Source organism: Lentzea sp. NPDC003310 (assembly GCF_040610935.1).
GTDB lineage: Bacteria > Actinomycetota > Actinomycetes > Mycobacteriales > Pseudonocardiaceae > Lentzea.
Genome location: NZ_JBEXNC010000001.1, coordinates 456,909 through 481,705, shown reverse-complemented (window position 1 = coordinate 481,705; position 24,797 = coordinate 456,909). Strand labels below are relative to the sequence as shown.

Sequence of the window (24,797 nt, the reverse complement as noted above, 5' to 3'; positions counted from 1 at the left end):
GCAGCCGGCCAGCGAACGTCCGGCCGACACGGGCCTGCACCCCACGGTCGCATGTGGAGTCCACGAGTTCCGGAGAGGACGAAATCCTTATGTCATTCAGGTATCGCTTCGCGGCGGTGGTCGCGGGCATTCTCACGTTCGGGGCGCTCATGCTCGCCGGCGTGACGGGAACGGCCTCGGCGCAACCGAAGACCGAGGAGATCGGCGCGCTCGCGGGTCAGTTCGGCTGGGAGGCCCAGATCGCCTGCTGCCTGGACTCCCGGCAGTGGACCTCGAACGCCGGCGGTGTCACGACGATCAGGGTCGACCGCGCCTACCGCATCAACAACAACGCCTGCGACCCGGTGAGGATCCGCCTGGACAGGTGGAACGGCATCGGCTGGTCCAGCCAGGGCATGAAGACGGCCACCTGCGCGCACCCGCGCAACCTGACCTGGAACACCGGCGGCGGCACGTACCGCTTCTTCATCGAGCCCTCCTACCTCGGTGGCGCCTACGTCCGCGCGTACGGCACGGTCTTCTACCCGTGATCGCACCACGGTGACCGCGGCGGGATCGGCACCCGAGGGGTGGTGCCGATCCCGCCGAACTCCGAGCAGTGGTCGTTCACCCGACTGGTAGCGTGTGGCCGGATTCGTTCGCCTGAACGGCGACTCCCGGAGGGTCTGCACAGTGATCGATCCCGGCGGTTCCGGTTCGGCGACCGGAATGTTCGGTCCGTACCGGTTGGAGTCACTGCTGGGCCGAGGCGGGATGGGCGAGGTCTACCGCGCCTACGACACTGTCAAGGAACGCACCGTCGCCGTGAAGCTCCTGCCGGTCGGGCTCGCCTCCGACACGGGGTACCAGGCCCGGTTCCGACGCGAGTCCCAGGTGGCCGCCCGCCTGCGCGAGCCGCACATCATCCCGATCCACGACTTCGGGGAGATCGACGGCCAGCTGTTCATCGACATGCGTCTGGTCGACGGCCTCGACCTGGGCTCGCTCCTGCGCCGGGAAGGGCCGCTGGACCCGGCGCGCGCGGTGCACATCGTCGGGCAGATCGGCGCGGCGCTCGACGCCGCGCACGCCGAGAACCTGATCCACCGCGACGTCAAGCCCTCCAACGTGATCGTCGCCGGAGCGGGCGCGGACGAGTTCGCCTACCTCATCGACTTCGGCATCGTCCACAACTCGCTCGAGACCGTCACCACCGACTCCGTGCTCGGCAGTCCCGCCTACACGGCGCCCGAGCGGTTCCAACCGGTCCCGGGCAGGGACGCCTTCCAGCGGTCCGTGGACATCTACGCCCTGGGGTGCGTGCTCCACCAGCTCCTCACCGGGCAGTTGCCCTTCCCCGGCGAGAACAACCTGGCGATGATGTTCGCCCACCTCAACACCGCGCCACCACGTCCCAGCGCCCTCCGCCCCGGTCTCCCGCCCGGACTGGACGAGGTCGTCACCCGCGCGCTGGCCAAGGACCCCCGGCACCGCCACCCCACCGCCGGGGCACTGGCGACAGCGGCGCGCACGGCCCTCGCCGGCCCGCGACCGTTCGTCCCGGTGAGGAGACCGGACGTCCCGGTGGTGGCACCGCACCACACCCGGCTGCTGCCGGAACCCGCTCCTGGCCCGGTCGGTCCCCGGCGCACGCTCGGCGGATGGCGCTTCGGGATCGCGGCGCTCGTCCTGCTAGCCGTGGTGGCGTCGGTCGTCGTGCTGTACCCGCAGTTCCGGTCGTGGACGTCCACTGCATCCACCCCGTCCACTTCCGCCTCCACCACGCCGCCCTCCGCGACGCCGTCCTCCACCGTCCAGACCACGACGCGGCTGCTGACCATCCCCGCCGGTGGCCCGCTGTTCGGCAACGACGAGGCACAGGCGAAGGGGCCGGGCATCTGCGAGCAGGTGGGCGGGAAGTTCAACGTCGCGTGGTTCACCCCCGGCCAGACCGAGGGCGAGTACAGCATGGTGACGTGCTCGTTCGTGTTCGAGCCGACCACCAAGCGCGTTCTGGACATCGACGCCCGCGGTGTGATCGCGGACGACGCCGACGCGCAGGAGAAGGCGCCGCAGCTCTGTGCCGAGGCGGGTGGCAAGTGGAACCGCCGGTGGCGCGACGTGGTCCCGGGCAAGTACAGCGTGGTGAACTGCACGATCGCGTTCTGAGCCGTCAGCACTGCTGCTCCCACTCCACCTGGCGGACGGCACCGACTACGCGGTGCTCGCGGTCGAGCCCGGCATGGCGCGCAGCGAACCGACCGCCTTCACGCTCAACGGCCACCCCCGCACCACCGTCTGAGCTGCCATGTCCGTGTGGCCATCGCGATCAGACCTGACTGCTCGAGCCGTCCTGATGGACGTCGCGGTACGTACGTTCAGACCATTCATCCAATGATCGGATCCGTCGACTACACAGTTGTCCAGTCGAACGGAATCCGGGTCAGGAGTGATGATCTTGCGTCTGTCGCAGAAGTTCGGGGTGACCGCAGTCGTGGCGGTGGCACTGTCCGCCGTCATGGCCGCGCCCGCGATGGCCGACTCCAGCAGCAACGTCTACGGAACCTGGCCGAACCGGCTCGCGCACGCGACGTTCACGAGCAACGGCGACTCGTTCACGGTCTGGGACGACGAAGCCGATGGCCGGGCTGCCGTCGTGTTCTGGCAAGCCGGGGCGGTCACCGGCGAATGCGTGAACAGCAAGGGCGACAACACCTCCAAGACCTGCAACTACGACTTCACCGAAGGCGTGCGGGTCACGTGGAACCTCGTGGCGCAGGGATGGGCGAATCCGGGCTGCTGCACCGCGGTCGTGGGGCCCACGCAGTACGACCGGGCCTGACCCACCTCCGCGCCACCGGTGGTGGATGATCCTGCGACCGATGGGCGCGATCCCAGCAACCTGTGACCGTCCACCGCTTCAGCCGTGGACGGTCACAGGGCCATCGGTTTCACCATCGACCCGAACGACAGGTCGCACGAGTTCTCACTGAAGAACGATTGATTGAGCCATGGCGCGGAACGCGGGAAGTTGATCCGAGTGCTTGGCCGGATCGAAATCTCCGGTCAGCAGAATGTAACCGGAATCGGTGAACAGCATTACGGCGTAGACAGTCCTGCCTTCGCCGGTTCGTCCCGTGAGCTCGAAACCGGGCTTGCCGGCGATCTGCACTTCCTGCGTCGACTGGAGCGAGGGCGAATGCGGCAGTGTGGCGAATCGCTCGGTCGCGGCCTGGCGGCGCCGGTCGGCGGGAACCGCCGCCGCCCCGATCGAGGGCGCGGCGATCAACTTGGCCGCATCGGTACCTTCGCCGAGGACGAAGGTGATCGCGCCACTGCCCCCGCCGCGCTGGTAGCCGGGTGCCGCGGTGAGGTCGAAGCCGAAGCCACCCGGCGCGACCGTCTCGCTCCACCTCGCGCCGGCCAGCACCTCGAGAAGCGCGTCGGCCGTCAGCGGGTCGCCCTGCTCGATGGAGCCGTTCATCATGACGATCTCGTCGCCCGCCGCCACCACGACGAACGCCTTGGCGAAGGTCGCACCACCCGCCTGCTGGGTCCCGCTCACCGCGACGGCAGGGCGATCGGCCACCGTCAGGTTCCGGACCTCCCCCATGTCGAGCCCTTGCGCTGTGGCCTTGTCCCCGCGGAACGCGTCCGCGATCTCGGTCAACGCGTCCTGCGGCGACTTGCCCTTGACCGGCTGCTTGATGACGAGGACCGACGTGCGAGACCCCGCACCCCGGCTCAGACCCGGCAGGCTCGCGTCGACCCGCATTCCGGTCGGCGGGCGCAACAAGATGTTCGTCCGCGGAATCGCCGCGTAGTCGCTGTCCGGCGTGGCCGCGGAAGGCGTCGGCGGCTGGCTCGCGGTCGTCGACGACGACACGACGCTCTTGTCGCTCGCAGCACCACACGCGGAAACGAACAACGTGGTCACAATGATCGCAATCGGCAGCGCTCTCGGCATCGCCATTTCCCCCATGATCGTTGGCCCCCGGGCGGTGAGCTTAGACGACGTTTATTCGGACTCAGCGCAAAAATCCGAACCGTGACATTCGTCGCTGGGACACTTAGAAGCGGTCGAGCATGTCCCGAAGCGCTGTGGTGAGCCGATCGGTCCCGCCACTACTCGGGGGCGCTCGTTGCTACGGTGGCAAACGACCCGCACGACAGCCAGGAGACCTCCATGCCGGAAGAAGTCCTGATCTCCATCGCCGCAGCCCTGGCGGGCAAGGGGATGACCTCGCTCCACGAACTGGTCCAGCGCAAGTTCGGTGAGCGCCGTTCCGCTGTGGCGGCGCTGGAAGCCGTGGAGGGCCAGCCCGCCGACTCACCCGAGGTCGGCTCCCTGGCCGCGTACCTGACCTCGGCCGCGAAGGAGGACCCCCGGTTCCGCGAGGAGCTGATCGCCGCCTTCACCGCCACGCGCGCCGGCCAGACCGCCACGTCCCGCGGGGTCACCAACCAGGTCACCGGCAACGTCACCGGTCCCGTCGTCCAAGCCCGCAACATCCACGGCAACGTCTCGTTCGGACGCTGAACCAGCCGCCGCACGGAGGTTGTACCTCGTCGGTGTGGCGGCTGATGATGATCCCGAGATGTCGATCCGCGCTGGGGGCAGGGTGCCGGACTGGGATGTGGAGACGCTGGCCGCGAGCTTGCGGACGCACAGTGCGGATCTGGCGCTGTACGCGGGCTTCCTCGCGAACACCCTGTCGGGTGCGTTGCCGCCGGACATGGTCGAGGTGCGGCGGAAGACCGGTGTGCTGCGCCGGGGCGACGGCCCGGTGCTCGCCGTGACCGTCCACCTGGGTGATCGCCGGTTCACGTTGCACCGGAAGTCGGTCGGCTCCCCGGTGCACGCGCAGATCGTCCACGAGTCGCGCGGCATCGTGCTGAGCACCTCGGAGGTCAGGATCGACACGTGGTCCCACGAGCTCGCGGACGCGTTGGCGGTGTACGCCGCGCACCACGCCGAGGCCGCGGAGCTGTTGCGCCGCATCACGTTGCCGGACCTGCCGTGAAGCTGAGCGCGGCGGACCACCAGGCGTTGCGGTCCGCCGGCTTCACCCCGCTCGGCCCGGTCTTCGGCAACCACGTGCGGCGCGCGGCGATCGGTCGGCTGGACTGCGGCCCGACCGTGAAACCCGCGCGGACACAGGAAGAAGCGCTCACTTCCGCAGTGGACGACGCGCTCGCCCGGCTGAGGAGGATGTCGCAGGACGCGGACGGCGTCATCGGCATCCGGGTGACCGAGCAGGAAGTGGCCGGCCGTGCCACGGAGGTGAGCGTCACCGGTGTCGCCGTGCGTGCGGACGGCGACGTGCGGCCGCGGATGCCGTTCCTGACGGACCTCGATGGACGCGACTTCGCCAAGCTGGTGCACAGCGGCTGGGTTCCCTGTGGTCTCGCGCTCGGGATCGCCGCGGTCGCCGTGCACCACCTCGAACTGCCGCGCTCGATCGGGACGACGCTGGCCAACCGCGAGCTGCCGCTGCACAGCGCGGTCGTGCGGGACGTCCAACAACGCGCACGAGAGCATCTGCGCATCGACTGCAAACGGCAGTTCGCCGACGGCGTGGTGCTGGGGCAGGCGGCCGTGCGGGTGCGTGAACCGCATTGCTGGCTGAACAGGATCGGCCCGAAGGACACCACGCTGAGAGTGGAATGGCCGTGGTCGCCGCCGAGGCAGGGCGAGCGGGAGCTGCACGGACGTGACCTCTACGCGGAGGCGGTGTTCTCGGCGACGGCGATCGTGCGGTTCGGCACGCCCGTCGCCGCCCCGTTGACCATCATGCCGTTGCACGAGGGGGGAACCGGATGAGCGTCGAGCTGTCCACCGAGGCGATGAAGAGACTCCGCCAGCTCCACCCGACCGGCAGGGGGATCTTCACCTCCGACCTGTCGGTCAACGAGTTCCTGCTCGTGCGGCAGGCGGGTTTCCGGCCGCTCGGCCTGGTGCTGGGAGTCTCGATCTACCACGTCGGCACGCAGTTCCGGCGCTGGAACGCCAACCAGGAGCTCGACGTGCTCTCGCAGGCGATGTACCACGCGCGAGAGCTCGCGATGACCCGCATGCAGGCCGAGGCGGACGTGCTCGGCGCGGACGGCATCGTCGGCGTGCGCCTCAAGGTCGAGTTCAAGGAGTGGGGTGCGCACATCGCCGAGTTCAGCGCCATCGGCACCGCGGTGAAGGCGGAGGACGACGGGAACTGGCGCAACCACGCGGGAAAGCCGTTCACCTCGGACCTGTCCGGGCAGGACTTCTGGACGTTGCTGCAGGCCGGGTACGCGCCGTCGGGCATGGTGATGGGCACGTGCGTCTACCACGTCGCGCATCAGAACGTCGGCGCTGTCGTGAAGAACCTGGGACGCAACGCCGAGCTGCCCGACTACACCCAGGGCCTGTACTCGGCGAGGGAGCTCGCCATGGAGCGGATGCAGGCGGAAGCGGCGGCGCTGAAGGCGGAGGGCATCGTCGGCGTGCAGCTGCTGCAGGACAAGCACAGCTGGTCCGGTCACGTCACGGAGTTCTTCGCGGTGGGGACGGCGGTGCGGCCGATCCGCGACGACCACACGATCCCGACACCGCAGCTCGTGCTGGGCCTGGACTCCTGACCGAGGCGCGTACGCGGTTGATCAGGGGGTGTGCACGCGGTCGACCTTGATGGTGAGGACGACGCGTTGCTGCGCGCCGCCGCCGAAACCGGGGTAGGGCCGGCCGAGGTACTTCTCGGACAACTCGTCGATGTGCTCGCGAGCGCCGTCCTCGGTGATGTCCACGACGCTGCCGCGCAGAGCCCAGTAGCGCGACGGGGCGGCGGGGTCGGCGATGCCGAGGGCCACCCGCTGGTCGCGCCGGACGTTGCGGGTCTTCTGGTGGGTGTCGACCGTGTTGACGAGCACGTGCACACCGTCGGTGCCCGCCCAGGTCTGCGAGATCTGCGGCGACCCGTCCGGCATGAGCGTGGACACGAAGCAGATGGCGTTGGCGTTGAGGACGTCGATCAGGTCGTCGGACAGAGCCGTCATGGGGTTGGCCTTCATCTCGTCTGGTCGTTGTACAGGTGGTCGATGACCGACTCGTCCGGCTGGTCGCCGGACAGTTCGGCGTGCCGCAGGCCCGTCAAGGCGATCCGCAGGGCGCGACGCCACAGCTGAGGAGCGTGCTCGCGGGTGGCGTCCATGACGCTGCCCACCATCACGTGCACCGCGGCGAAGTCCGAGGGGGTCGCACCGGCCGGCAGCTGTCCCGCCCGGACGGCGCGGTCGACGAGTCCGGCGACCAGTGGCGTCATCTGCTCGTGCGCGCGTTGCACCAGTTCGGTGGCCTGGTGGCGGCTGCGGAGCAGCTCCCCCAGCCCGCGGCTCTGCGCCTCGATCTCGAGCTGTCGTTCGAGGAACCAGGCGAGCCCGGCCCACGCGTCGTCGTTGCGCGAAGCCTGCGCGGCGAGATCGGTCACGGTCTCGATGTGGTCGCTGAACAGGGCGTTCAGCAGGTCCTGCCGCTCGGGGAAGCGGCGGTACACCGTGCCCATCCCGGTGCCCGCGGCCCGCGCGATGTCCTCGTACGAGACGTCCAGCCCTTGCGAGGCCATGAGCTCACCGGCGGTCCGCAGCAACAACTGGCGGTTGCGCTCGGCGTCGCGGCGCAGAGGTGGAGAGGTGTCCGGCACGAGCACGACCGTAGCCAAGCGGAAGAGAAATTCCAAGTTGAAGACTTCTTCCACTTCTGCCTACGATCACGGCCTCCCCTCCCCTACCGACGGAGCGATCCTGTGTCCTTCACCCCTGCTCACGACGCGGTGGAACCGTTCCCGATCTCCGTGCCCGACGCCGATCTGGTCGACCTGAGGAGCCGCCTGACCGCGACCCGGTGGCCGGACCGCGAGACCGTTCCCGACCACCGCCAGGGACCGCGGTTGGACCGGATCCGGGACCTGTGCGAGCACTGGGCCACCGGGTACGACTGGCGGCGCGCCGAGCGGGACATCAACGGCCTCGGCTCGTTCCGCACCGCGATCGACGGGATCGACATCCACTTCCTGCACGTCAGGTCGGCCGAGCCGGAAGCGGTCCCGCTGCTGCTGTGCCACGGCTGGCCCGGCTCGATCCTCGAGTTCCGCCGCCTAGCGGGCCCGCTGACCGACCCGGTCGCGCACGGCGGCGACGCCCGGGACGCGTTCCACCTGGTGATCCCGTCGATGCCGGGCTTCGGCTTCTCCGGCAAGCCGACCACGACAGGCTGGAACACCTCGCGCATCGCCGACGCGTGGATCACGCTCGTACGACGCCTGGGCTACGGCAGCTTCTTCGCCCAAGGCGGCGACTGGGGCGCGGCCGTCGTGGAGCAGATCACCCGCAAGGCGCCCGAGTCGTGCCTGGGCGCGCACTTCACCCTGCCGTTGGTGTTCCCCACCGCGCAGGAACGGGACGAGGCCACCGAGGACGAACGCCGGATGATCGCTCGCGCCCGGCACTACCAGGACCGGCAGAGCGCCTACGCCCGGGAGCAGGCCACGCGGCCGCAGACGATCGGGTACTCGCTCGCGGACTCGCCGGCCGGGCTCGCCGCCTGGATCTACACGCTCTTCCAGGACGTCACCGACAGCGGCGGCGATCCCGAGTCCGTCATCGACCGCGACGACATCCTCGACGACGTGATGCTCTACTGGCTGCCCAACGCCGCCGCGTCCTCCGCTCGGCTGTACTGGGAGGAGGACTTCGTCGGCGCCGCGCCGACCGGGCAGCCGAACCCCGTCCCCGCCGGGTTCAGCATCTTCCCCGGCGAGGCCGTGCAGGCGTCGCGGCGATGGCTCGAACGCCGCTACGAGACGGTGTCGCACTACGCCCGGCTCGACCGCGGCGGCCACTTCGCCGCGCTCGAGCAACCGGAGGTCCTCACCCAGGAGATCCGCAAGACCTTCCGCTCACTGCGGAGCTCCGGGTCGTGAGGTGTCCACACAGGACATCAGGCCGCGGGCGGTCACTCCCGCGCGCCGGCGCCAGGTCCAGGGGCGGCTTGGATGTCACCGAGACTGTCCACGCGGTGGTCGTGCGCGCAGCGGATCTCGGTCCGGATCGGCGCACCGCACCCGTGGTGGGTTAGCACGACCGTGGGTCCGTCGGGAGTCGGCAGCCAGCGGTCGGCCCAGTTCAGCAGGCTGATGATCGCGGTGGCCAGGTCCCGCCCCTTGTCGGTGAGGCGGTACTCGTGGCGGCCGCGTGATCCGGTGTCGTGGTAGGCGACCTTGGTCAGGATGCCCTGGTCCGTCAGGTCGCGCAGGCGCGCGGACAGCACGCCCGGGGTCAGGCCCGTGTGGCGGCGGAAGTCGTCGAAGCGCCGGATGCCGTAGAACGCCTCCCGGACGACCTGCCCGGCGCTGCGCGGCACGAGCACGTCGAGCGCCCGTTGCACGGAGTCCGGTTCCAGGAGCCACGCGTCGCGGTCCCACACCGCGTCCGCGGCCTCGGTCGGGTCCTGCTGCATGCGCGCACTGTGTCACATGCCCCGGCACGCGGCGTCCGCAAGAGCCGCTGTCGTGCGGCGGGCCGGACGGGTCCGCTACCGTGCTGGGTATGGTTAACGGTACTCAGCCCGTGCGGCGGTTCGTGGCGCTCGGTGACAGCCTCACCGAGGGGGTCGGCGACCCCCGGCTCGACGGCACGCTGCGCGGCTGGGCCGACGTCCTGGCCGGCGAGCTCGACCACGCGTGGCCCGGCCTGCGCTACGACAACCTCGCCGTCCGCGGGTGGCACGCCCAGCACGTCCTGCAGCACCAGCTCGAGCAGGCACTGCGACTGAAACCCGATCTGGCGAGCGTCATGGTCGGCGCCAACGACGCGTTCGACCGCCACGGCTTCGACGGCGACGCGGTGGGCCGCGTGCTGCGGCAGACGGTGGCGGCCCTGAGCGACACCGGCACACGGGTGGTCATGGCGACCCTGCCGGACATCACCCGCCGCTGGCCGGGACCCGCGCGCCTGCACCAGGCGACGCGCTCGCGGTTCGAGATCGTCAACGACCACGTGCGCACGATCGCCGCCGAGCACGGCGCGATCATGCACGACCTGTGGCACGACGAACGCACCCACGCGCCGCGGATGTGGTCCATCGACCGCGTCCACCCCGGCACGCACGGGCACGCCGGCATCGCCCACAGCTTCGCCGAGCTCCTCCTCGGCCGCGCCCGCTCGCCCTGGACTCCGGCCGGACCGGCGGTGACCGCGGCGCAACGGCTGGCCGAGATCCGCTCGCTCTACACCATCCTGCGCACCGACCGCGGCCGGCCACTGCCGGCCCAGCTCCCCCGCGGACCGTGGAACCTCGCCCGGACCGGCGTCCAGGACTGATCGATCGTCATCGGCCACGCGTGGCGTTTTCTCGACCTGCCGAAGGGTATTCGGCCCCCATGAAAGCCACTGCGAACAGGACAGGTCCACGGTGAGCGGCCAGGACGCGCACGAGAGCCGTGGCGCGAGGACGATGCAGGCCGACGCGGACATCGTCCTCAACACCGCCGCCGACCAATCCCAAGAGGCGTCGTGGCTGCCTCCGCCGCTGCGTGACTGCGACCTCGAACTGGACGCCGGCGAACGCACGCTTCGCTGGATTCGCGGCGACGACCAGCAGGGCTGCCTGACAGCACATCCGCGCGGCGCGGGCACCTGCGAGATCGAGATGATCACGCATCGGGACCTCGCCGGTGTCAACAGCCTGCACGTCGCGTTGCGCGCCTTGGAGATCACGGTCGCGGAGAAGCTCACGGCAGGCTGAGCCGGAGCGTGACCGGTCACGTCGTCCTTGGTGGGCCTGGGTTCCCGATCGCGATCTCGGCCCAGACGACCTTGCCGTCGTCGGTGACGCGGGTGCCCCAGCGGCTGGCGAACGCGTCGACCAGGACCAGGCCGCGGTGCCGATCGGTGCTCGGGTCCACTTCGAACATGCGAGGGCCTGAAGTGCCGTGGTCCGCGACGTCGACGAACAGCAGGGAGTTCTCGCGGTGCAGGCGCAGCACGACAGGGCTCTCCGCGTGCTGGACCGCGTTGGCGACGAGTTCGGTGGTCACGGTGAGCACGGCGTCGTGCACGTCGCTCAGGCCCCACTCGGCGAGCCGCTCGGTGACGAAGGTCCGGACCTGGTTCGCGGCGGCGGGGCCGGTGTCCAGCGGCATCGAGGCCACTTGGCGGGCCGCCGCCAGGCGGTGCACGTGCAGCAGCGCGACGTCGTCGTCGTGGCGCCCGCCGGTGAGGCGGTCGATGAGCTTGTCGCAGGCGACCTGGAGGTCCAGGTCCGGTGGCAGGGCGCGGATCTCCGCCAGCAGCGCGTCGATGCCCGTGCCGAGGTCCCGGATCCGGCTCTCGACCAGACCATCGGTGTAGAGGGTCAGGTGCGCGCCCACCGGGAACGACGTCCGGCGCTGCCGGAAGGTCTCGCCGACGCCCAGCGGCATGCCCAGGCCCTCGCCGATCAGGTCCGTCCTGCCGTCGGGCTGCGTGAGCACCGCGGGCAGGTGACCGGCACTGGCGTAGGTCAGGGTGCCGTCCACCGGGTCGTGCACGGCGTAGAAGCAGGTGATGAAGGTGGCCTTGGGCGTGACGCTCGCCAGCGCGGACGCATGCCGCAGCACGTCGGCCGGAGGCAGGTCCAACAACGCGTAGGAGCGCACGGCGGTGCGCATCTGCCCCATCACGGCCGCCGCGGTCACGCCGCGGCCCACGACGTCGCCGACGATGAAGGCGGTGCGCCCGGCGGGTAGTTCGAGCACGTCGAACCAGTCACCGCCGATCTCCGAGCCGGTGGCCGCCGGCAGGTACCGCGACGCGATCTCCAGACCGCTCACGTGCGGGACCTTGGGCAACATGCTGTGGGTGAGCTCGGACGCGGTCGAGCGCTGACGCTCGAACAGGCGGGCGTTGTCCAGCGCGATGGCCGCGTAGCCGGCGATGCCCTCGGCGAGCTCCTCGTGCCGCTCGGTGAACTGCCCGGTCTGGTGGTGGCCGAAGAAGAACCCGCCCAAGACCTCCTGCGACGACGGCGAGATCACCGGCACGGCGAGGTAGCTGCGCACCGGGAGGTGTCCCGGCGGCATCCCGTGATGCGGCTCGTTGCGGCCATAACGCGGATCCCGGGTGATGTCGTCGGAACGGACCGTGCCCTCACCGTTGAAGGTGATCGCGAACACGGAAGTGTTGCGGGGCATGGGAAAGCCCTCGAACGCCGACTTGGGCACGCCCGACAGCGTGTAGAGGGTGTAGGACTCGCCGAACTGGTCCACGAGGTTGTAGAAGAACGCGCCGAACGCCGCGCCGGTGGCCTTGGTCGCGGCGTCCGTGGAGTCCTGGACCAGGGTGTCGAGGTCGAGCTGCGAGGTGAGCCGGTGCCCGACGACCTGGAGGGTGTCGACCAGCTCGGCCTCCGCCTGCAGGCGGTGGACGGTGCTCTCCAGGTTGCTCGCCTGCTCGTGGGAGGTCTCCTCCAGCACCCGGAGGTGGTCGAGCAACGCGTCGCGCTGCGCCGCGACGTCGACCTCACCGCGGCCGGTCAGCGGGTGGGCCAGCACCGCGCTGCGCACGCTGACCGCGACCGCCCGGAACAGCTCGGCGGCCCGGGAGGTGATCGGCACGCTCGCCGACAGCACCACGCAGAACAGTCCTCCGTCCAGCAGCGGACCGCCGAACGCCAGCGACGACCGGACTCCGCAGGCACGAACGAAGTCCTGGTCCGGGACGTGCTCGCTGCCGTTGGCGTCCGGCACGAGGAAGACACCGCACTGACGTCCGGCGTCGACGGCCGTCCCGTCCGCGTTCGGCACGCCGAGCGAGGTTGCCAGTGCGGAGGCGATCGGTGCGGCGGAGGCGGCTTCGGCCGAGGTCGGCGCGAACACGCCGCCGACACCGCGCACAACCGGCGCGGCTGCCGCACTGGAATCGGCCTCCAGCACCAGGCACCACGTGTCCGGGTCGATCTCGCCCGACGCGAACCGGTGTGCGGCGTGCTGCAGCGTTTCGGGCAGTGCGGCACAACGGTGGGTGCAGAAGAACCGTGCCGACGGCACAACGGACTTCCCGCGCTCGTCGGTGAACCAGCCGCGCAGTCGTTCCACGATCTCCACGGCGCCGGAGGCGAAGTCGCCCGCACCCTCGGCGGCGGCACGGAGTTCCGCGGTCAGCCGCACCATGTCCGACAGGCTGAACGAGGCGAAGTCTCCGCCGTGCCGCTCCGGCGGAGAAGGCGGTTCGCTCACCGCGCCGATCCGCCGAGCGCGTCGGACACCTGCGGGTGGATCGTCAACAGCTGGTCCAGCGAGGTGAGCATGATCGCGGACTTGACCTGGGGCCGCAGCGCGGCCAGGTGCAGCGCACCGCCGGCCGCGTGGGCGACCTTGTGCAACCTGACCAGCGCGCTGAGCGCGCTGGAGTCGCAGAAGTCGAGCTGCGAGAGGTCCAGCACCAACGTCCGGCCCTGGGCGGCGAGCGGCTCCACCACCTGCAGCATCCGCGGGGTCGTGCCGAAGTTGAGCTCTCCGACGATCGCGGCCACCGCGTCGGCACCGTGGTGGCGGACATCGACCTCCACGGACACAGCTTCGCTCATCTTCGCCTCTTCTCGGTCGCGACTGCTCAACCTACCCGCACGCGCATGACCGGAAGCCGTTCAGCCCGGTGCTGCCGAGCACGCTGAGCGGCGTGCTCGGCAGCTGGCCGAGATGGCGTGCCGACGTTCCCGTCAGCGCCCTCGCCGTACGACCTTCCACAGCACCAGCGCGACCGCCACCACGCCGGCCGCGGCCACCACGGGCCGTTGGCGGACCTGGCGGACACCCTGCTCCACGCGCTGCTGCACGGGTTCGGGCAGTGCCTCGACAGCCTCGATGACCTTCACACCGACCTGCGTGGCGACGACACCGGCCGCTTGGCCGACCTGCCCGGCGACGCGGGTCGCGTCCTCGCCCACCTTCTCGGCGACACCGCCGGCCTTCTCACCGACCTGGGTCGCCTTTTCACCCAATCGGGTCACCAGAACCGAAGTGGCGGGAAGGTTCTTGTCGTTCATCGGGTGTGCCCTTTCACTGGCGGTGGCGATTCCTGCAACTCGATCTACCTCTACCCAGGAGGACGGTGTTGTACGCCGGTGTTCGTGGACCTGTCGCAGTGACTCTTCGCCGACGTCCATGATGGGGAGCAACGCCGATGCCGGGAGGTCGTCTTGATGTTCGGGTCACGAACCGAGTTGGGCTTGGACTTCCACGTCGAACAGGACCCAGGACTGCTGTGCGTCGACATCTTCCTCGGCGGTCTGCACGTGAACGCCCGGGACAACGCGTTCTACCCGCCGCTGCTGGTCAAGAAGCTCAAGGACGAGCTCCACCGGTTCCGCACGCCGACCGTTCCGCCGCCTGGCTTCGAAGCCGCGTTCGAGGCAGGGCAGGACTTCGCGAGGTACGAGTTCCTGGAATGGGGCGAGTGCACCGACGACGTGCTCGCGTTCGCTTTCACCGAGGGAGATCAGGTCCATCTCGCCTGCCGAGTGCACGACGAACAGGAGGCGCACGTGCCGACGACGGTGTCGATGAGCCGCGCGTCGCTCGTCGAGACGCTCGAGCAGGGTCTTGTCGTCGCCGAACGGGAGTGGTCGGCTCGGCTCGCGGCCATGAACCGCGCCCGCGCGGCGGAGGCGTGAAGGTCCGGATGTAGACGTGGCCCTCCCGGCTCCGACGTCTCACGCGAGGATGGGCCGACCGGCCGCGTCCGCGCCGAAGACCGAGGAGCCGATGGTGAAGTACGTGATCATGATCCACTCCAACCCGCAGCCGTGGGGGCACCCGACCTCCGACTACCTGCCCGAGTACCAGGTCATGTCGAAGGAGCAGCTGGACCGGTTGAACGCCGACTTCGAGACGATGCTCGGGCAACTGCGGGAGAACGGCGAGCTGCTCGGGGGCGAGGCACTGGGGGCGCCCGAGTCGTCGCGGCTCTACCGCTGGGACGACGGGAAGCCGCTCGTCACCGACGGACCGTACTCGGAGGCCAAGGAGCACCTGGCCGGGTTCTTCCTCATCGACGTGGACGGCCAGGAGCGCGCGGAGGAGATCGCGGCGCGGTTCGCCGGTCCCGGTGAGACCGTCGAGTTGCGTCCCGCGATGTGGCCGGGCGGTTCCGACCAGTGACCGCGCAGGTGGTGGAGGACGTGTGGCGGCGGGAGTCCCCCCACGTCCTCGCCGCCCTGCTGCACCGGTACGGCGACCTGGGCGACTGCGAGGACGCGGCGCAGGAGGCGGCCGAGGCGGCGGCGCGGCAGTGGGACCGCGACGGTGTACCCGACAACCCCCGCGGGTGGCTGATCACGGTCGCGTCCCGGCGGCTGATCGACCGGCTGCGGGCCGACGGGGCGCGGACCGAGCGCGAGAACGTCGTGAGCGCCGCACTTCCCGCCGACGCCCACCTCTCCCCTGCCGCCGACCGGGCACCTCACGACGAAGGGGACGACACCCTGCGGTTGCTGCTGTTGTGCTGCCACCCGAGTTTGAGCCGTTCTTCGCAGGTGGCCCTGACGTTGCACGCCGTCGGCGGACTGAGCACCGCGCAGATCGCCGCGGCCTACCTGGTGCCCGAGCGCACGATGGCGCAACGCCTCACCAGGGCGCGGTCCACCCTGCGCGCGGCGGGCGCGGTGTTCGGGTTCCCGGCGCGGGCCGACCTGCCCGCGCGCATCGCCGCGGTGCTCGACGTCTGCCACCTCATGTTCACCGAGGGGCACACCCGTTCCACCGGTGACGCGCTGGTCGACAGCCCGCTCGCGGAGGAGGCCATCCGCCTCACCCGGCAGCTGCGCGCGGTCGTCCCCGACCACGACGAGGTCGCCGGCGCGCTGGCGTTGATGCTGCTGACGCACGCCCGCGCGGCCGCCCGGACGGAGAACGGCGACCTCGTGCCGCTGGCCGAGCAGGACCGGTCCCGGTGGGACCACGAGCGGATCGCGGAAGGCGTGCGCCTGCTGGAGCAGGTGTTGCCGCGCGGGCACGTCGGCAGGTTCCAGCTGCAGGCCGCGATCGCCGCCGTCCACGCGGAGGCCGAGAGCTGGGAGGCGACCGACTGGCGGCAGATCACCCTGCTCTACGCCATGCTCGCGCGGGTGGCGCCGAGTCCTGTCCTGACGCTCAACCAGGCGGTCGCCCTCGCGATGGCGTTCGGTCCCGAGCACGGGTTGGCGCTCATCGGACCGTTGCTCGACGATCCTGCGATGCGCCGGCACCACCGCACGCACGCCGTGCGCGCGCACTTGCTCGAGATGACCGGGGACCTTCCCGGCGCCCTCGACAGCTACCTCGCGGCCGCCCGGCTCACGGCGAGCCAGCCCGAGCAGCGCTACCTGAACGCCCGGATCCGCCGCCTCGACCCGAAGTGACCTGCCGCGAGGGCAGACACTCCTTTGGCCGCACCACTTCCAGCCCGGCGACTCGCGCTGATCGACCGGGCAGGTTCGCCGGTCTGCGCCATTCGCAGCACTGCGTAACGGACCTGCCGCACACCGCGACCCTGGGACGAAGCGTTGCGCGGTCACAGGAAGCAGGTGCCATGTACGAGAGATTCGCCGAATGGATTCGTGTGCACGGGGAGTTCACCAAGGCGGTGACGAAGCTGCTGCGCGACCCCGACGGCGCGTCCTTCCCCACCGCCTCGACTCCGGCTGACGACGAGCACACCCGGACTTTCCTGAAGCACCGCGCCGAGTACCTCGATCTGGGGCGTGAGTTCCTCGTGGCGGTCGGCGGCGCCGGGGTGGGCGTCGAAGACCGCCGGAAGCTGCTGGTCGCGTCCGAGGCCGACGCGCACCTGTTCCACAACGCGGCGGTGCTCTGGCTCGAGGTGAACCCGGGCAGCGTTCTGCGGGACGTCCTGGACTACGAGGAGTGCCTCAAGGCGCTGTGGTTCGACGAGGTGCTGCGTGCCGACACCACGCGCGGCAAGGTGGCGACCAATCGCGAGAAGGCGTTGCGGCTCTACTGCTTCGGTGCCGACCGCGAGACACCGCTGCCCATGGGCGACCAGCGACTCGCCGCGGCCCGGCTGGCCGCCCACGTCTCGCTCGGCAAGGTCATCGCGCGGGACGAGACCCGGTTCCACCAGGACGGCGCCATTCGCGCGCACCCCGGGTTCTGGGGCCTGTTCCTGTTCTCCCCGGTCAACAAGGACCACCGCGGCACCTTCCCGGTGCAGCCGGGCAGCGCCGAGGAGCGGTGGCTGAACGCGTTGCCCGCGCTCGAGATGAAGCCCGAGCTCGTGCACGACGCGCCGACCGGTCAGTTCCAGATCTACGAACGGGTGCCGCGGCCGTTCCTGGACACCGCGCTCGCCCCGCCCGGTGTGTTCCTGCACCGCTCCCGCGCGCACGGCCGCGACGACTTCCTCGTCCGCGTGACCGGCACGGACAAGGCCACCCGCAAGGTCATGGTCGCCTGCACCAAGGGCGTGGGCCTGCAACCGGACTGCCTTCCCAGGGACATCGCCCTGCGTGTCGCGGGCGTCACCGAGTTCAAGTCAGCCTACGAGAAGAACACCACGAAACTCCCCTTCACCTACCCCGTCTCCGGCCAGAACGCGGGCGACTCCAGCTGGCGCAACATGGGCTTCTGCCTGGTGCGCGGGGACGACAGCGACGAGATCGCCACCGTCGACTTCGCGCACTTCCGCCACCTCTACGAGAAGGCGGCCGTGCACAGGTTGCGCGCCAGCGCAGCGGGTTTCGTCGAGCCGTTCGTGTGCGTCGAGCTGAGTTGCCTGCCGCACAACGTGGAGCGGATGCCCGAGGTCGCCGCCGCCGTGCAGGAGAACGGGATCAGCTGGCCGGCACAAGTGGTCACGGTCTCCGAGCGCGAGACCAGTCTGCGGCTGGCCAAGCAGAACAACGACCAGGACTACGACTACGGCGCTCCCACGCTCGAACTGCTCGAGTGGGAGCGCGCGTACGCCGACTCGGCGATCCCGGCGAAGCTGCGGCAGCTCGTCCTCGCCGACGTCGAGGAGGTCGTCCTGGCGATGACGAAGGCCGTCGACAGGGTGTACCCCGCGGAGCAGGCGCTCACGTGGATGCAGGGGCTGCCCGCCCGGCGAGAGCTGCTGGAGCGGCGGATGGTCCTCGCGGCACGGGTCATCAGCTCGGTGCTGGCCAGCTGGACGGTGTTCGTCGACAACGGCTGGGCGTCGGACACCTACACCGGCTCGTTCTCCGGCCGCAACTTCAACACCGGTCCGCGCGACTCCAACGAGTGGGGTCCGTTCAGCCGCGGTTCGGTCCGCTCCGACCACCAGGCCTCGGCGGGGGAAGGCAAATACTGCGGTCACGTGGACCTCGGCAACCTCGCCGAGACCCTCGGCATGCCCGGCAGCAGGGTGTTCGCCGCCGTCGGCCTCCTCCGGGACACGGCTGCGCCTTCCCTGCGCGCGCTGGAGACGGCCGGCGCGGAGGACGAGGTGTTCAACGACCTGCTGGGCCTGGACACGGTGTGGAAGGAGTCGGTCCTCTGCCGCCTGGGCATGGAGATCGGCCAGTTCCTCCGCCAGGCCAAGGAGAAGCTGGACGAGATCGCGAAGGCCGGCGCCAAGGACGCGTGGGGGCCTCAGCTGCCGGTCGACGACCAGGTCGTCGTGAAGTTCCGCGACGCGCTGGAGAAGCTGCGGACGGCCGCCAGGGAGAAGGTCGTGCAGCCCGCTCCGGTGTTGCCGCTGCTCGACGACCTCCTGCCCCACGTCTGATGCACGGCGGCGGTCCGGCTCCGGGTGGAGCCGGACCGCCCGTGCCGTCAGCCGGGCGTGGCCTCGAACTCGGCCGCTTGGGCGGAGGTGTGGCGTCGCTGTCGCAGCTCGTCGCGTTCGCCCTCGCCCGAGGCTGAGCCACCGTTCGCCGGGTCGCACCGGCTTCGGCCGATCCGCCCGCTGAACACCGCCGCGTTTGAAAACGCCGCTCCCGTGGTATCGAGCAGGACCATTTCTGTCCCGTTCCGGAGGGTGCTCATGCAGATCCAGGTCAACACCGACCACAACGTCCACGGTGGCGAGAGGCTGGCCACCTATGTGACCACCGACCTGGAAGGCAGCCTGGCCCGGTTCAGCGGATGGCTGACCCGCGTGGAAGTGCACCTCAGCGAGGACGCGGGCGGCAAGCCGGAGGACAAGAAGTGCGTCATCGAGGCGCGGCCGGGCGGCAAGCAGCCGGTCGCGGTCACCCACCACGCGACCACTGTGGACGACGCCTACGCCGGGGCGGCGACCAAGTTGGGCAGGGTGCTGGATTCGCGGTACAGCCGCGCCCACGACCACAAGGGCAGTGACAGCATCCGGCACATGCCCGCTCCCGAGGAGCTGGAGCCGGTCGAGGACAAGCCTCAGGGCTGATCGAGGCGACGCGTCGGCGCCGGACCGAGGTCCGGCGCCGCCGCAGGGAACTGCCGCTATTACACCTGCCGTGTCATCCGAGTAGTTCTACCGACGTCGGTCCGGCCTGCCGCATATAACGTGCACCCAGGAGGTGCAGGAGTGGGTACACGGTTGGCCGGTGTCGCAGTGCATCTGCCCGAGACGCGGCTGAGCACGGAGCAGGTGGAGCGGCGGTTGGGGCCGTTCACGCCGCCGCCGGGGCTGATAGGGCGGTTGACCGGCATCCGGTCGCGGCACGTGATGCGCGACGACGAGCAGGCGTCCGATCTGGCTGTTGCGGCGGCGCGCAAGTTGTTGGCGGACACCGGGTTCGAGGCGGCGGACGTCGACCTGCTCCTGTTCGCCTCCGCCAGTCAGGACATGGTGGAGCCGGCGACCGCGCACATCGTCGCGGCGAAGCTCGAGCTGCGCTGTCCCGTGATGGACGTCAAGAACGCGTGCAACAGCGTGCTCAACGCGATCGAGGTCGCCGACGCGTTGATCTCGGCTGGTCGTTACCGGACCGTTCTGGTCGTGAGCGGTGAGTCACCGTCGCGGGCGGTGCGGTGGGAGGTGGCCGACGCGGCGCAGTTCCGGCGTGCCTTTCCCGGGTACACGTTGTCGGACGCGGGCGCGGCGGTGCTGCTCACCGCCGGTGACGACGGGGTGCTGGGCAGTGCGTTCACGGCGGACTCCCAGTGGTGGGACGTCGGCACGCTTCCGGCCGGTGGGTCCCGGCATCCGCGCGATCCGGAGTTCACCTACTTCGACATGGACGGTCCGCGGCTCAAGGACGCGTTCCTGCACCTGGGTCGCGACGTTCTCGACGACACGCTGCGCCGGCTCGATCTGACGTGGGACGACTTCGCGGTGGCCTGTGTGCACCAGGTGTCGTTGCCCTACCTGGACATCTTCGCCGACCGGGCGGGCGTGCCGCGCGACAAGCTGGTGGTGACGCTGGCCGAGCACGGCAACGTGGCGTCCGCGAGCCTGCCCCTGCAACTGGTCACCGCGCAGCGCATGGGCCGGTGCGGCCCCGGCGATCTCGTCGCGCTGGTGGGTCTGGCCGGTGGTGTGAGCCTCGGAATCGTGGTGGTGCGGCTGTGAGCCTGTGGGTGGTCGTGCCGGCCTACAACGAGGAACGCTCCGTCGTCGCTACCCTCGAAGCTCTTGCGGCGCAGGAGGACCAGGACTTCACGCTGGTCGTGGTGGACAACGGCTCGACCGACTCCACAGTGGACCTGGTGCGGCGGTTCCACGGGGAGAACCCCGGGCTGCGGCTGGAAGTCGTGCACGAACCGCAGAAGGGCACCGGCGCGGCGGCGGACACCGGGATGCGCCACGCGATCGCCCGCGGCGCGCGCTGGCTGGCCCGCACGGACGCCGACTGCCTGCCGGCGCCGGACTGGACGGCTCGGATCAAGGCCGCGCTGGGCAGCGGACTGCGACTGGTGTCGGGACAGCTCCTGCCGCGCAAGGACGAAGGGGTCGGAGCGGTCACGCGGTGGGTGCTCGTCGCCGCCGTCGAGGTCGCTTCGGTGTTCGGCAAGATGAGGTCCGGCAACCGGGATCCCCGTTACCTCGGGCCGTACGTGATGACGCCCGGCTGCAACATGGCGATCACGGCCGAGCTGTACGTGCTCGCGGGAGGGTTCCCGCGGTCGAAGATCGAGGACCTGCACGAGGACCGCGCCCTCGTCAACGCGGTTCGCCTGCACACCAAGGCTTACGGGTTGCGGCGGGACGTCGTCGTCCACGGATCGTCGCGGCGGGCGCGGGCGTGGGGGTTGCGCAAGACCCTCGCGTGGTACGCCGACCACCGCTACCGGCCGGACGTCGTGGACATCCGATGAGCTGGGAGTCGAGGCTCCACCTGGCCGCGCACCCGGTCGCCTACCCCCTGGTCCGCGCCGTCGGCCGGATGGCACCGGTGGTCCGCGTGCCGCGGGTGGGGGTCGTGGTCAGCGACGCCGCTCTCGCGAAGGAAGTGCTGAACGACCCGGCGCACTTCACCAAGACCGGACCCGGTTCACCCGCTGACCTGTGGACGCCTGTGGTGGGGCCGACCGTGCTGCTGAACATGGAGGGCGCGGCGCACGGCGAACTGCGGCGCAAGCTGTCCGGGTTGTTCACGCCGCGCAGCGTGTCCGAGCTGTGCGACACGGTCCTCCACGCGCCGGTGGAGGAGCTGCGGGAGGCTCTGAAAGCCGGGCGTCCGGTCGACCTGGTGGCCGTCGTGCGGCGGCTGGTGGGTGCGGTGATCTGCGAGCTGGTCGGGCTGGAGGCATCCGAGGCGGTGGCGGCGCACCTGGCGGGAACCGCGATCACGTCGTCAATCCGCCTGGGCCGCCGGTCGCTGACGCCCGCGCAGGTGCTGCGGTGCCGGGAGTCGCTGGGGGTGCTCACCCGGCCGGCCGCGCGGGCGTGGGCTGACGGCGACCCGGCCACGGTGCCCGGCCGGATGCGGCAGCTCGGGCTGACCGAGGAGGAGGCGCTCGGCGCGGTGGCGGCGTTCGTGCTCACGGGGACCGAGACGCTGGTCTCCTACATCCCGCGGCTCGTGGCGCTGCTGCACGACTTCGGCTGGCTGGACCGGCTGGCCGCGGACAGGAGCCGGGTCGACGACGCGATCGCCGAGGCGCTGCGGGTGACCGTGCCCTCGCCGGTGATGCTGCGCAGCGTCGCCGCGGACACCCGGATCGGCCGGGTGCGGGTCCGGGCCGGTGACCGGGTGGTGATCGCGACGATCTCGGCGGCGAACGCGCTGGGGTCCTTCGACCCGCAGCGCCGGCACCCGCCGGAGGTCAGGCAGCTGTGGTTCGGCGCGGGGCCGCACTTCTGCCTGGGCATGCCGTTGGCCCAGGCAGAGATCCGCGCGGTGCTCGGCGCCGTGCTCGACGCGGCACCGTTGTCCATTGTGGATCGAAGCGCCTCGCGGCGCGTGCTGATCCCCTGTTACTCGAGACTGGTGGTGCGCCGTGGCTGACGACCTGCTGATCGGGGTGTTGCAGGCGGCGCGGCGCCATGGCCCGCGCCCCGCGCTGACCGACGGACGCGGAAGGACGACGACCTACGCCGAGCTGGCCGACGGCGTGCTCGGCACCGCGCACCGGTTGCGGTCCAAGGGCTTCGAGCCGGGCAGCCGGATGCTGTTCTCGGTACGACCGGGGCCGGACGCGATCGTCCTGGCCCTCGGCGCCGTCGCGGCCGGCGGCACGGTGGTGTTCGTCGACCCCGGCGGCGGGCAGGAGCTCTTCTCGCGGCGCACCGAACTGGCCGGACCGGGCTGGGTGGCGGCCGAGTCCCTGCTCTACGCGGCGAGCGCTCCCGGACCAGTGCGCGCCCTGGCCCGTCGCCGGGGCGTGCTCCTGCCGGACTACACGTCGCTCCCGGTGCGGTACATCAGATCCGGGCCGTGGCTGCCCGGCGTGCCGCTGCGCGCGGTGTCCACCCGGAGCCTCGCGAAACCGGTCGCCGGCGCGCCGCTGCCCGACCCACGACCGGACCAGGACGCCGTCGTCGTCTTCACCTCGGGCACCACGGCGGACCCGAAAGCCGTCGTGCACACCAGGGGTTCGCTCGCGGCCGCGCTGACCGTGCTGGCGACGCGGTGCGAACTGAGGCAGGACTCCCGTGTGCACACCGACCAGATGATGCTGGGGCTGCCCGCGCTCATCGCGGGCGCGCACTGGTCCATGCCGCCCTACGGGTTCGCGCCCGCCGCCGAGCCCGCCGCGCTCGCGGCCGGCCTGGAGGGTGCCACCCACACGTTCCTGGTGCCTTCCGACCTGGCCGCGATCCTCGACAGCGGAGTGGCGCTGCCGCGATCGCTGCGCCAGGTGCTGCTGGGGTCCGCACCGGTCCTGCCCCCTCTGCTGCGACGGGCGCGAGCCGCGCTGCCGGGGGTCGAACTGCTCGCCGTGTACGGCATGACGGAGATCCTCCCGGTGGCGGTCGCGACCGCCGAGGAGAAGCTCGCGCACGACGGCGACCTGCTCGGCCGGCCGCTGCCCGGTGTGCGGGCACGCGTCGCCGAGGACGGGGAGCTGATGGTGTCCGGCCCCAACATGTGCCGCGGTTACCTGGGCTCGCCGCCGATGACCGAGCACGCCACCGGCGACCTGGCTCGGCTGGAGGGCGACCTGATCGTGCTCACCGGCCGCAAGAAGGACATGATCCTCCGCAAGGGGACCAACGTGTATCCCGGACTGTACGAACCGGCCATCACCCGCCTGCCGGGAGTCGCGGACGCCGTCATGGTCGGCGTGCCGGACGAGATCGGCGACGAGCGGATCGTGCTGGCGCTCGTGGCCGCCCCCGATGCCGGCCCCGACCTGGCCGCGCGGGTCCGTGCCGCGCTGCCCGACCTGATCGACGTCTACGCGCTGCCCGACGAGGTCGTGGTCCTGCCGGACCTGCCGCGGTCGGGCCGCACCAGGAAGGTCGACCGGTCCGCCCTCCGCGCCGGACTGGCTCGCTGATGCGGCTCGCGGTCACGGGGGCGACCGGCTTCGTCGGCGGGGCGGTGTGCCGTGCCGCCGAAGCGCGGGGGTGGCGGGTGCACGCCTACGGGTCGCGTTCGTGGGACATCGCGGCGGGGCCGCTGACCGATCCGCCGGTCGTCGACGCCGTGGTGCACTGCGCCGCCGCCGTCACCGACTGGGGTTCGGCCGCGGAGATCCGACGGGTGAACGTCGTGGGTACCCGCAACGTCCTGGAGACCTTCCCTGGGGCGCGGTTCGTGCACATGTCGTCGGCGAGCGTGTACGACCCGTTCAGGCCGACCGTCTCGGCGGTCGAGTCCGCAGCACCGGTAGGTCGCTACCTCACTGCCTACGGTGCGACGAAGGCCGAGGCCGAGGGGGTGGCGCTGACACACCCGGACAGCGTCGTCCTGCGCCCCCACGCCGTGTACGGTCCGGGCGATCCGACGCTGCTCCCCCGCGTCCTGAGCGCGATCCGCGGCCGGACCTTGTTCCTCGTGGGCGACGGGCAGGCGCTGCAGTCGCTCACGTCGATCGACAACCTCGCCCACGCCAGTCTGCTGGCGTGCACCGGACGGCCCGGCGTCTACAACGTGGCGGACGCCGCGCCGGTCGTGCTGGAGCAGGCGTTGCGGGACCTCCTGCGGGAACGCGGCCTGGACGTCCGGATCCGCTACCTCCCCCTGCGACTCGCGTGGTCCCTGGCGGCGGTGGCCGAACCGGTCTGGCGGCTGGCACGCCGAGCCGAGCCTCCCCGGCTGACCCGGTACGCGATCAGCCACCTGGCCGAGGAGCGCACTCTCGACATCACGGCCGCCCGGACGCACCTCGGGTACGAGCCCGCGCCGACGTCTTTCGCCGGTGCGGCAACGTGGTGAGCCCGCCGGGCTCTCGCGGCGCGCCTCGTGGCGGTTCATA

At 70.7% G+C, this 24,797-nt stretch carries 27 protein-coding genes; 20 read left to right on the top strand and 7 right to left on the bottom strand.

The annotated features are described in order from the left end of the window. Positions 1–89 precede the first annotated feature (89 nt). The 3 genes from ABZX02_RS02265 to ABZX02_RS02255 all read left to right on the top strand — a co-directional run bounded on the left by ABZX02_RS02265 (position 90) and on the right by ABZX02_RS02255 (position 2,821). Entirely contained in the window at positions 90–530 is a 441-nt protein-coding gene (locus ABZX02_RS02265) for a hypothetical protein (protein WP_355294278.1), read from the top strand. Positions 531–672: 142 nt separating this feature from the next. After that, positions 673–2,148 carry a serine/threonine-protein kinase gene (locus tag ABZX02_RS02260; RefSeq protein WP_355294277.1) on the top strand — a complete coding sequence of 492 codons (1,476 nt, stop codon included), beginning with the start codon at positions 673–675 and terminating at the stop codon, positions 2,146–2,148. A gap of 283 nt (positions 2,149–2,431) precedes the next feature. After that, positions 2,432–2,821 (top strand): hypothetical protein, encoded by a 390-nt coding sequence (locus tag ABZX02_RS02255; protein ID WP_355294276.1) that lies wholly within the window; start codon positions 2,432–2,434, stop codon positions 2,819–2,821. A 144-nt stretch (positions 2,822–2,965) separates the two neighbouring features. Here ABZX02_RS02255 and ABZX02_RS02250 read toward each other — a convergent pair whose 3' ends face one another. After that, on the bottom strand, positions 2,966–3,952 hold the full coding sequence (locus ABZX02_RS02250; protein ID WP_355294275.1) for a hypothetical protein: 987 nt from the start codon (positions 3,950–3,952) through the stop codon (positions 2,966–2,968). A gap of 213 nt (positions 3,953–4,165) precedes the next feature. Here ABZX02_RS02250 and ABZX02_RS02245 point away from each other — a divergent pair, with 213 nt between their 5' ends. The 4 genes from ABZX02_RS02245 to ABZX02_RS02230 are packed head-to-tail and all read left to right on the top strand — an operon-like array spanning position 4,166 to position 6,597. Next, positions 4,166–4,519: a hypothetical protein gene (locus tag ABZX02_RS02245; protein WP_355294274.1), complete on the top strand. Its 354-nt coding sequence runs from the start codon at positions 4,166–4,168 to the stop codon at positions 4,517–4,519. Positions 4,520–4,577: 58 nt separating this feature from the next. Then, positions 4,578–5,003: a hypothetical protein gene (locus ABZX02_RS02240; RefSeq protein WP_355294273.1), complete on the top strand. Its 426-nt coding sequence runs from the start codon at positions 4,578–4,580 to the stop codon at positions 5,001–5,003. Then, a complete protein-coding gene (locus tag ABZX02_RS02235) occupies positions 5,000–5,803 on the top strand; it encodes a hypothetical protein (protein WP_355294272.1) in 804 nt (267 codons plus the stop codon). Before ABZX02_RS02240 ends, ABZX02_RS02235 begins: the two co-directional genes overlap by 4 nt. Next, positions 5,800–6,597: a heavy metal-binding domain-containing protein gene (locus tag ABZX02_RS02230; protein WP_355294271.1), complete on the top strand. Its 798-nt coding sequence runs from the start codon at positions 5,800–5,802 to the stop codon at positions 6,595–6,597. The genes ABZX02_RS02235 and ABZX02_RS02230 overlap by 4 nt, the downstream gene beginning before the upstream one ends. 21 nt (positions 6,598–6,618) lie before the next feature. Here the strand turns inward: ABZX02_RS02230 and ABZX02_RS02225 are convergent, their stop codons facing one another. After that, entirely contained in the window at positions 6,619–7,026 is a 408-nt protein-coding gene (locus tag ABZX02_RS02225; protein ID WP_355294270.1) for a PPOX class F420-dependent oxidoreductase, read from the bottom strand. Beyond that, on the bottom strand, positions 7,023–7,655 hold the full coding sequence (locus ABZX02_RS02220; RefSeq protein ID WP_355294269.1) for a TetR/AcrR family transcriptional regulator: 633 nt from the start codon (positions 7,653–7,655) through the stop codon (positions 7,023–7,025). The genes ABZX02_RS02225 and ABZX02_RS02220 overlap by 4 nt, the downstream gene beginning before the upstream one ends. Before the next feature lie 102 nt (positions 7,656–7,757). On the opposite strand from ABZX02_RS02220, the gene ABZX02_RS02215 reads away from it, so the two are divergent. After that, a complete protein-coding gene (locus ABZX02_RS02215) occupies positions 7,758–8,933 on the top strand; it encodes an epoxide hydrolase family protein (RefSeq protein ID WP_355294268.1) in 1,176 nt (391 codons plus the stop codon). 32 nt (positions 8,934–8,965) lie between these two features. Here ABZX02_RS02215 and ABZX02_RS02210 read toward each other — a convergent pair whose 3' ends face one another. Then, the gene (locus ABZX02_RS02210) at positions 8,966–9,469 is read right to left on the bottom strand and encodes a helix-turn-helix domain-containing protein (RefSeq protein WP_355294267.1); all 504 of its coding nucleotides are present in this window, start codon (positions 9,467–9,469) and stop codon (positions 8,966–8,968) included. A gap of 89 nt (positions 9,470–9,558) precedes the next feature. On the opposite strand from ABZX02_RS02210, the gene ABZX02_RS02205 reads away from it, so the two are divergent. Beyond that, positions 9,559–10,332, top strand: coding sequence for an SGNH/GDSL hydrolase family protein (locus ABZX02_RS02205; protein WP_355294266.1), 774 nt, complete (start codon positions 9,559–9,561; stop codon positions 10,330–10,332). A gap of 91 nt (positions 10,333–10,423) precedes the next feature. Then, positions 10,424–10,756: a hypothetical protein gene (locus ABZX02_RS02200; RefSeq protein WP_355294265.1), complete on the top strand. Its 333-nt coding sequence runs from the start codon at positions 10,424–10,426 to the stop codon at positions 10,754–10,756. Positions 10,757–10,772: 16 nt separating this feature from the next. On the opposite strand, the gene ABZX02_RS02195 is transcribed toward ABZX02_RS02200, so the two are convergent. The 3 genes from ABZX02_RS02195 to ABZX02_RS02185 form a co-directional block, all read right to left on the bottom strand. Next, positions 10,773–13,226 carry a SpoIIE family protein phosphatase gene (locus tag ABZX02_RS02195; protein WP_355294264.1) on the bottom strand — a complete coding sequence of 818 codons (2,454 nt, stop codon included), beginning with the start codon at positions 13,224–13,226 and terminating at the stop codon, positions 10,773–10,775. Next, entirely contained in the window at positions 13,223–13,576 is a 354-nt protein-coding gene (locus ABZX02_RS02190; protein ID WP_355294263.1) for an STAS domain-containing protein, read from the bottom strand. The genes ABZX02_RS02195 and ABZX02_RS02190 overlap by 4 nt, the downstream gene beginning before the upstream one ends. 132 nt (positions 13,577–13,708) lie before the next feature. Further along, on the bottom strand, positions 13,709–14,035 hold the full coding sequence (locus ABZX02_RS02185; protein ID WP_355294262.1) for a hypothetical protein: 327 nt from the start codon (positions 14,033–14,035) through the stop codon (positions 13,709–13,711). Positions 14,036–14,191: 156 nt separating this feature from the next. Here ABZX02_RS02185 and ABZX02_RS02180 point away from each other — a divergent pair, with 156 nt between their 5' ends. The 10 genes from ABZX02_RS02180 (at position 14,192) to ABZX02_RS02135 (ending at position 24,757) form a co-directional block, all read left to right on the top strand. Then, positions 14,192–14,662, top strand: coding sequence for a hypothetical protein (locus ABZX02_RS02180; RefSeq protein WP_355294261.1), 471 nt, complete (start codon positions 14,192–14,194; stop codon positions 14,660–14,662). Between the two features lie 49 nt (positions 14,663–14,711). Then, entirely contained in the window at positions 14,712–15,149 is a 438-nt protein-coding gene (locus ABZX02_RS02175; RefSeq protein ID WP_355294260.1) for a YciI family protein, read from the top strand. Then, positions 15,146–16,387, top strand: coding sequence for a sigma-70 family RNA polymerase sigma factor (locus ABZX02_RS02170; protein ID WP_355294259.1), 1,242 nt, complete (start codon positions 15,146–15,148; stop codon positions 16,385–16,387). The genes ABZX02_RS02175 and ABZX02_RS02170 overlap by 4 nt, the downstream gene beginning before the upstream one ends. A 170-nt stretch (positions 16,388–16,557) precedes the next feature. Further along, complete coding sequence (locus tag ABZX02_RS02165) at positions 16,558–18,735, top strand: hypothetical protein (RefSeq protein ID WP_355294258.1); 2,178 nt, start codon at positions 16,558–16,560, stop codon at positions 18,733–18,735. Between the two features lie 258 nt (positions 18,736–18,993). Next, a complete protein-coding gene (locus ABZX02_RS02160) occupies positions 18,994–19,374 on the top strand; it encodes an HPF/RaiA family ribosome-associated protein (RefSeq protein ID WP_355294257.1) in 381 nt (126 codons plus the stop codon). 141 nt (positions 19,375–19,515) lie between these two features. Further along, positions 19,516–20,502 carry a ketoacyl-ACP synthase III gene (locus ABZX02_RS02155; protein WP_355294256.1) on the top strand — a complete coding sequence of 329 codons (987 nt, stop codon included), beginning with the start codon at positions 19,516–19,518 and terminating at the stop codon, positions 20,500–20,502. Further along, positions 20,499–21,248, top strand: coding sequence for a glycosyltransferase family A protein (locus tag ABZX02_RS02150; RefSeq protein WP_355294255.1), 750 nt, complete (start codon positions 20,499–20,501; stop codon positions 21,246–21,248). The genes ABZX02_RS02155 and ABZX02_RS02150 overlap by 4 nt, the downstream gene beginning before the upstream one ends. Beyond that, on the top strand, positions 21,245–22,381 hold the full coding sequence (locus tag ABZX02_RS02145; RefSeq protein WP_355294254.1) for a cytochrome P450: 1,137 nt from the start codon (positions 21,245–21,247) through the stop codon (positions 22,379–22,381). Before ABZX02_RS02150 ends, ABZX02_RS02145 begins: the two co-directional genes overlap by 4 nt. Next, on the top strand, positions 22,374–23,876 hold the full coding sequence (locus ABZX02_RS02140) for a class I adenylate-forming enzyme family protein (protein ID WP_355294253.1): 1,503 nt from the start codon (positions 22,374–22,376) through the stop codon (positions 23,874–23,876). The genes ABZX02_RS02145 and ABZX02_RS02140 overlap by 8 nt, the downstream gene beginning before the upstream one ends. Continuing rightward, complete coding sequence (locus ABZX02_RS02135) at positions 23,876–24,757, top strand: NAD-dependent epimerase/dehydratase family protein (protein ID WP_355294252.1); 882 nt, start codon at positions 23,876–23,878, stop codon at positions 24,755–24,757. The genes ABZX02_RS02140 and ABZX02_RS02135 overlap by 1 nt, the downstream gene beginning before the upstream one ends. Positions 24,758–24,797 lie beyond the last annotated feature (40 nt).

Coding starts and splice junctions, on each gene's coding strand:
- ABZX02_RS02175 (WP_355294260.1), top strand. CDS start 14,712: ATGGGCCGACCGGCCGCGTCCGCGCCGAAGACCGAGGAGCCGATGGTG.
- ABZX02_RS02160 (WP_355294257.1), top strand. CDS start 18,994: ATGCAGATCCAGGTCAACACCGACCACAACGTCCACGGTGGCGAGAGG.
- ABZX02_RS02255 (WP_355294276.1), top strand. CDS start 2,432: ATGATCTTGCGTCTGTCGCAGAAGTTCGGGGTGACCGCAGTCGTGGCG.
- ABZX02_RS02265 (WP_355294278.1), top strand. CDS start 90: ATGTCATTCAGGTATCGCTTCGCGGCGGTGGTCGCGGGCATTCTCACG.
- ABZX02_RS02190 (WP_355294263.1), bottom strand. CDS start 13,576: ATGAGCGAAGCTGTGTCCGTGGAGGTCGATGTCCGCCACCACGGTGCC.
- ABZX02_RS02210 (WP_355294267.1), bottom strand. CDS start 9,469: ATGCAGCAGGACCCGACCGAGGCCGCGGACGCGGTGTGGGACCGCGAC.
- ABZX02_RS02145 (WP_355294254.1), top strand. CDS start 21,245: ATGAGCTGGGAGTCGAGGCTCCACCTGGCCGCGCACCCGGTCGCCTAC.
- ABZX02_RS02240 (WP_355294273.1), top strand. CDS start 4,578: ATGTCGATCCGCGCTGGGGGCAGGGTGCCGGACTGGGATGTGGAGACG.
- ABZX02_RS02165 (WP_355294258.1), top strand. CDS start 16,558: ATGTACGAGAGATTCGCCGAATGGATTCGTGTGCACGGGGAGTTCACC.
- ABZX02_RS02185 (WP_355294262.1), bottom strand. CDS start 14,035: ATGAACGACAAGAACCTTCCCGCCACTTCGGTTCTGGTGACCCGATTG.
- ABZX02_RS02135 (WP_355294252.1), top strand. CDS start 23,876: ATGCGGCTCGCGGTCACGGGGGCGACCGGCTTCGTCGGCGGGGCGGTG.
- ABZX02_RS02250 (WP_355294275.1), bottom strand. CDS start 3,952: ATGGCGATGCCGAGAGCGCTGCCGATTGCGATCATTGTGACCACGTTG.
- ABZX02_RS02245 (WP_355294274.1), top strand. CDS start 4,166: ATGCCGGAAGAAGTCCTGATCTCCATCGCCGCAGCCCTGGCGGGCAAG.
- ABZX02_RS02225 (WP_355294270.1), bottom strand. CDS start 7,026: ATGAAGGCCAACCCCATGACGGCTCTGTCCGACGACCTGATCGACGTC.
- ABZX02_RS02205 (WP_355294266.1), top strand. CDS start 9,559: ATGGTTAACGGTACTCAGCCCGTGCGGCGGTTCGTGGCGCTCGGTGAC.
- ABZX02_RS02180 (WP_355294261.1), top strand. CDS start 14,192: ATGTTCGGGTCACGAACCGAGTTGGGCTTGGACTTCCACGTCGAACAG.
- ABZX02_RS02230 (WP_355294271.1), top strand. CDS start 5,800: ATGAGCGTCGAGCTGTCCACCGAGGCGATGAAGAGACTCCGCCAGCTC.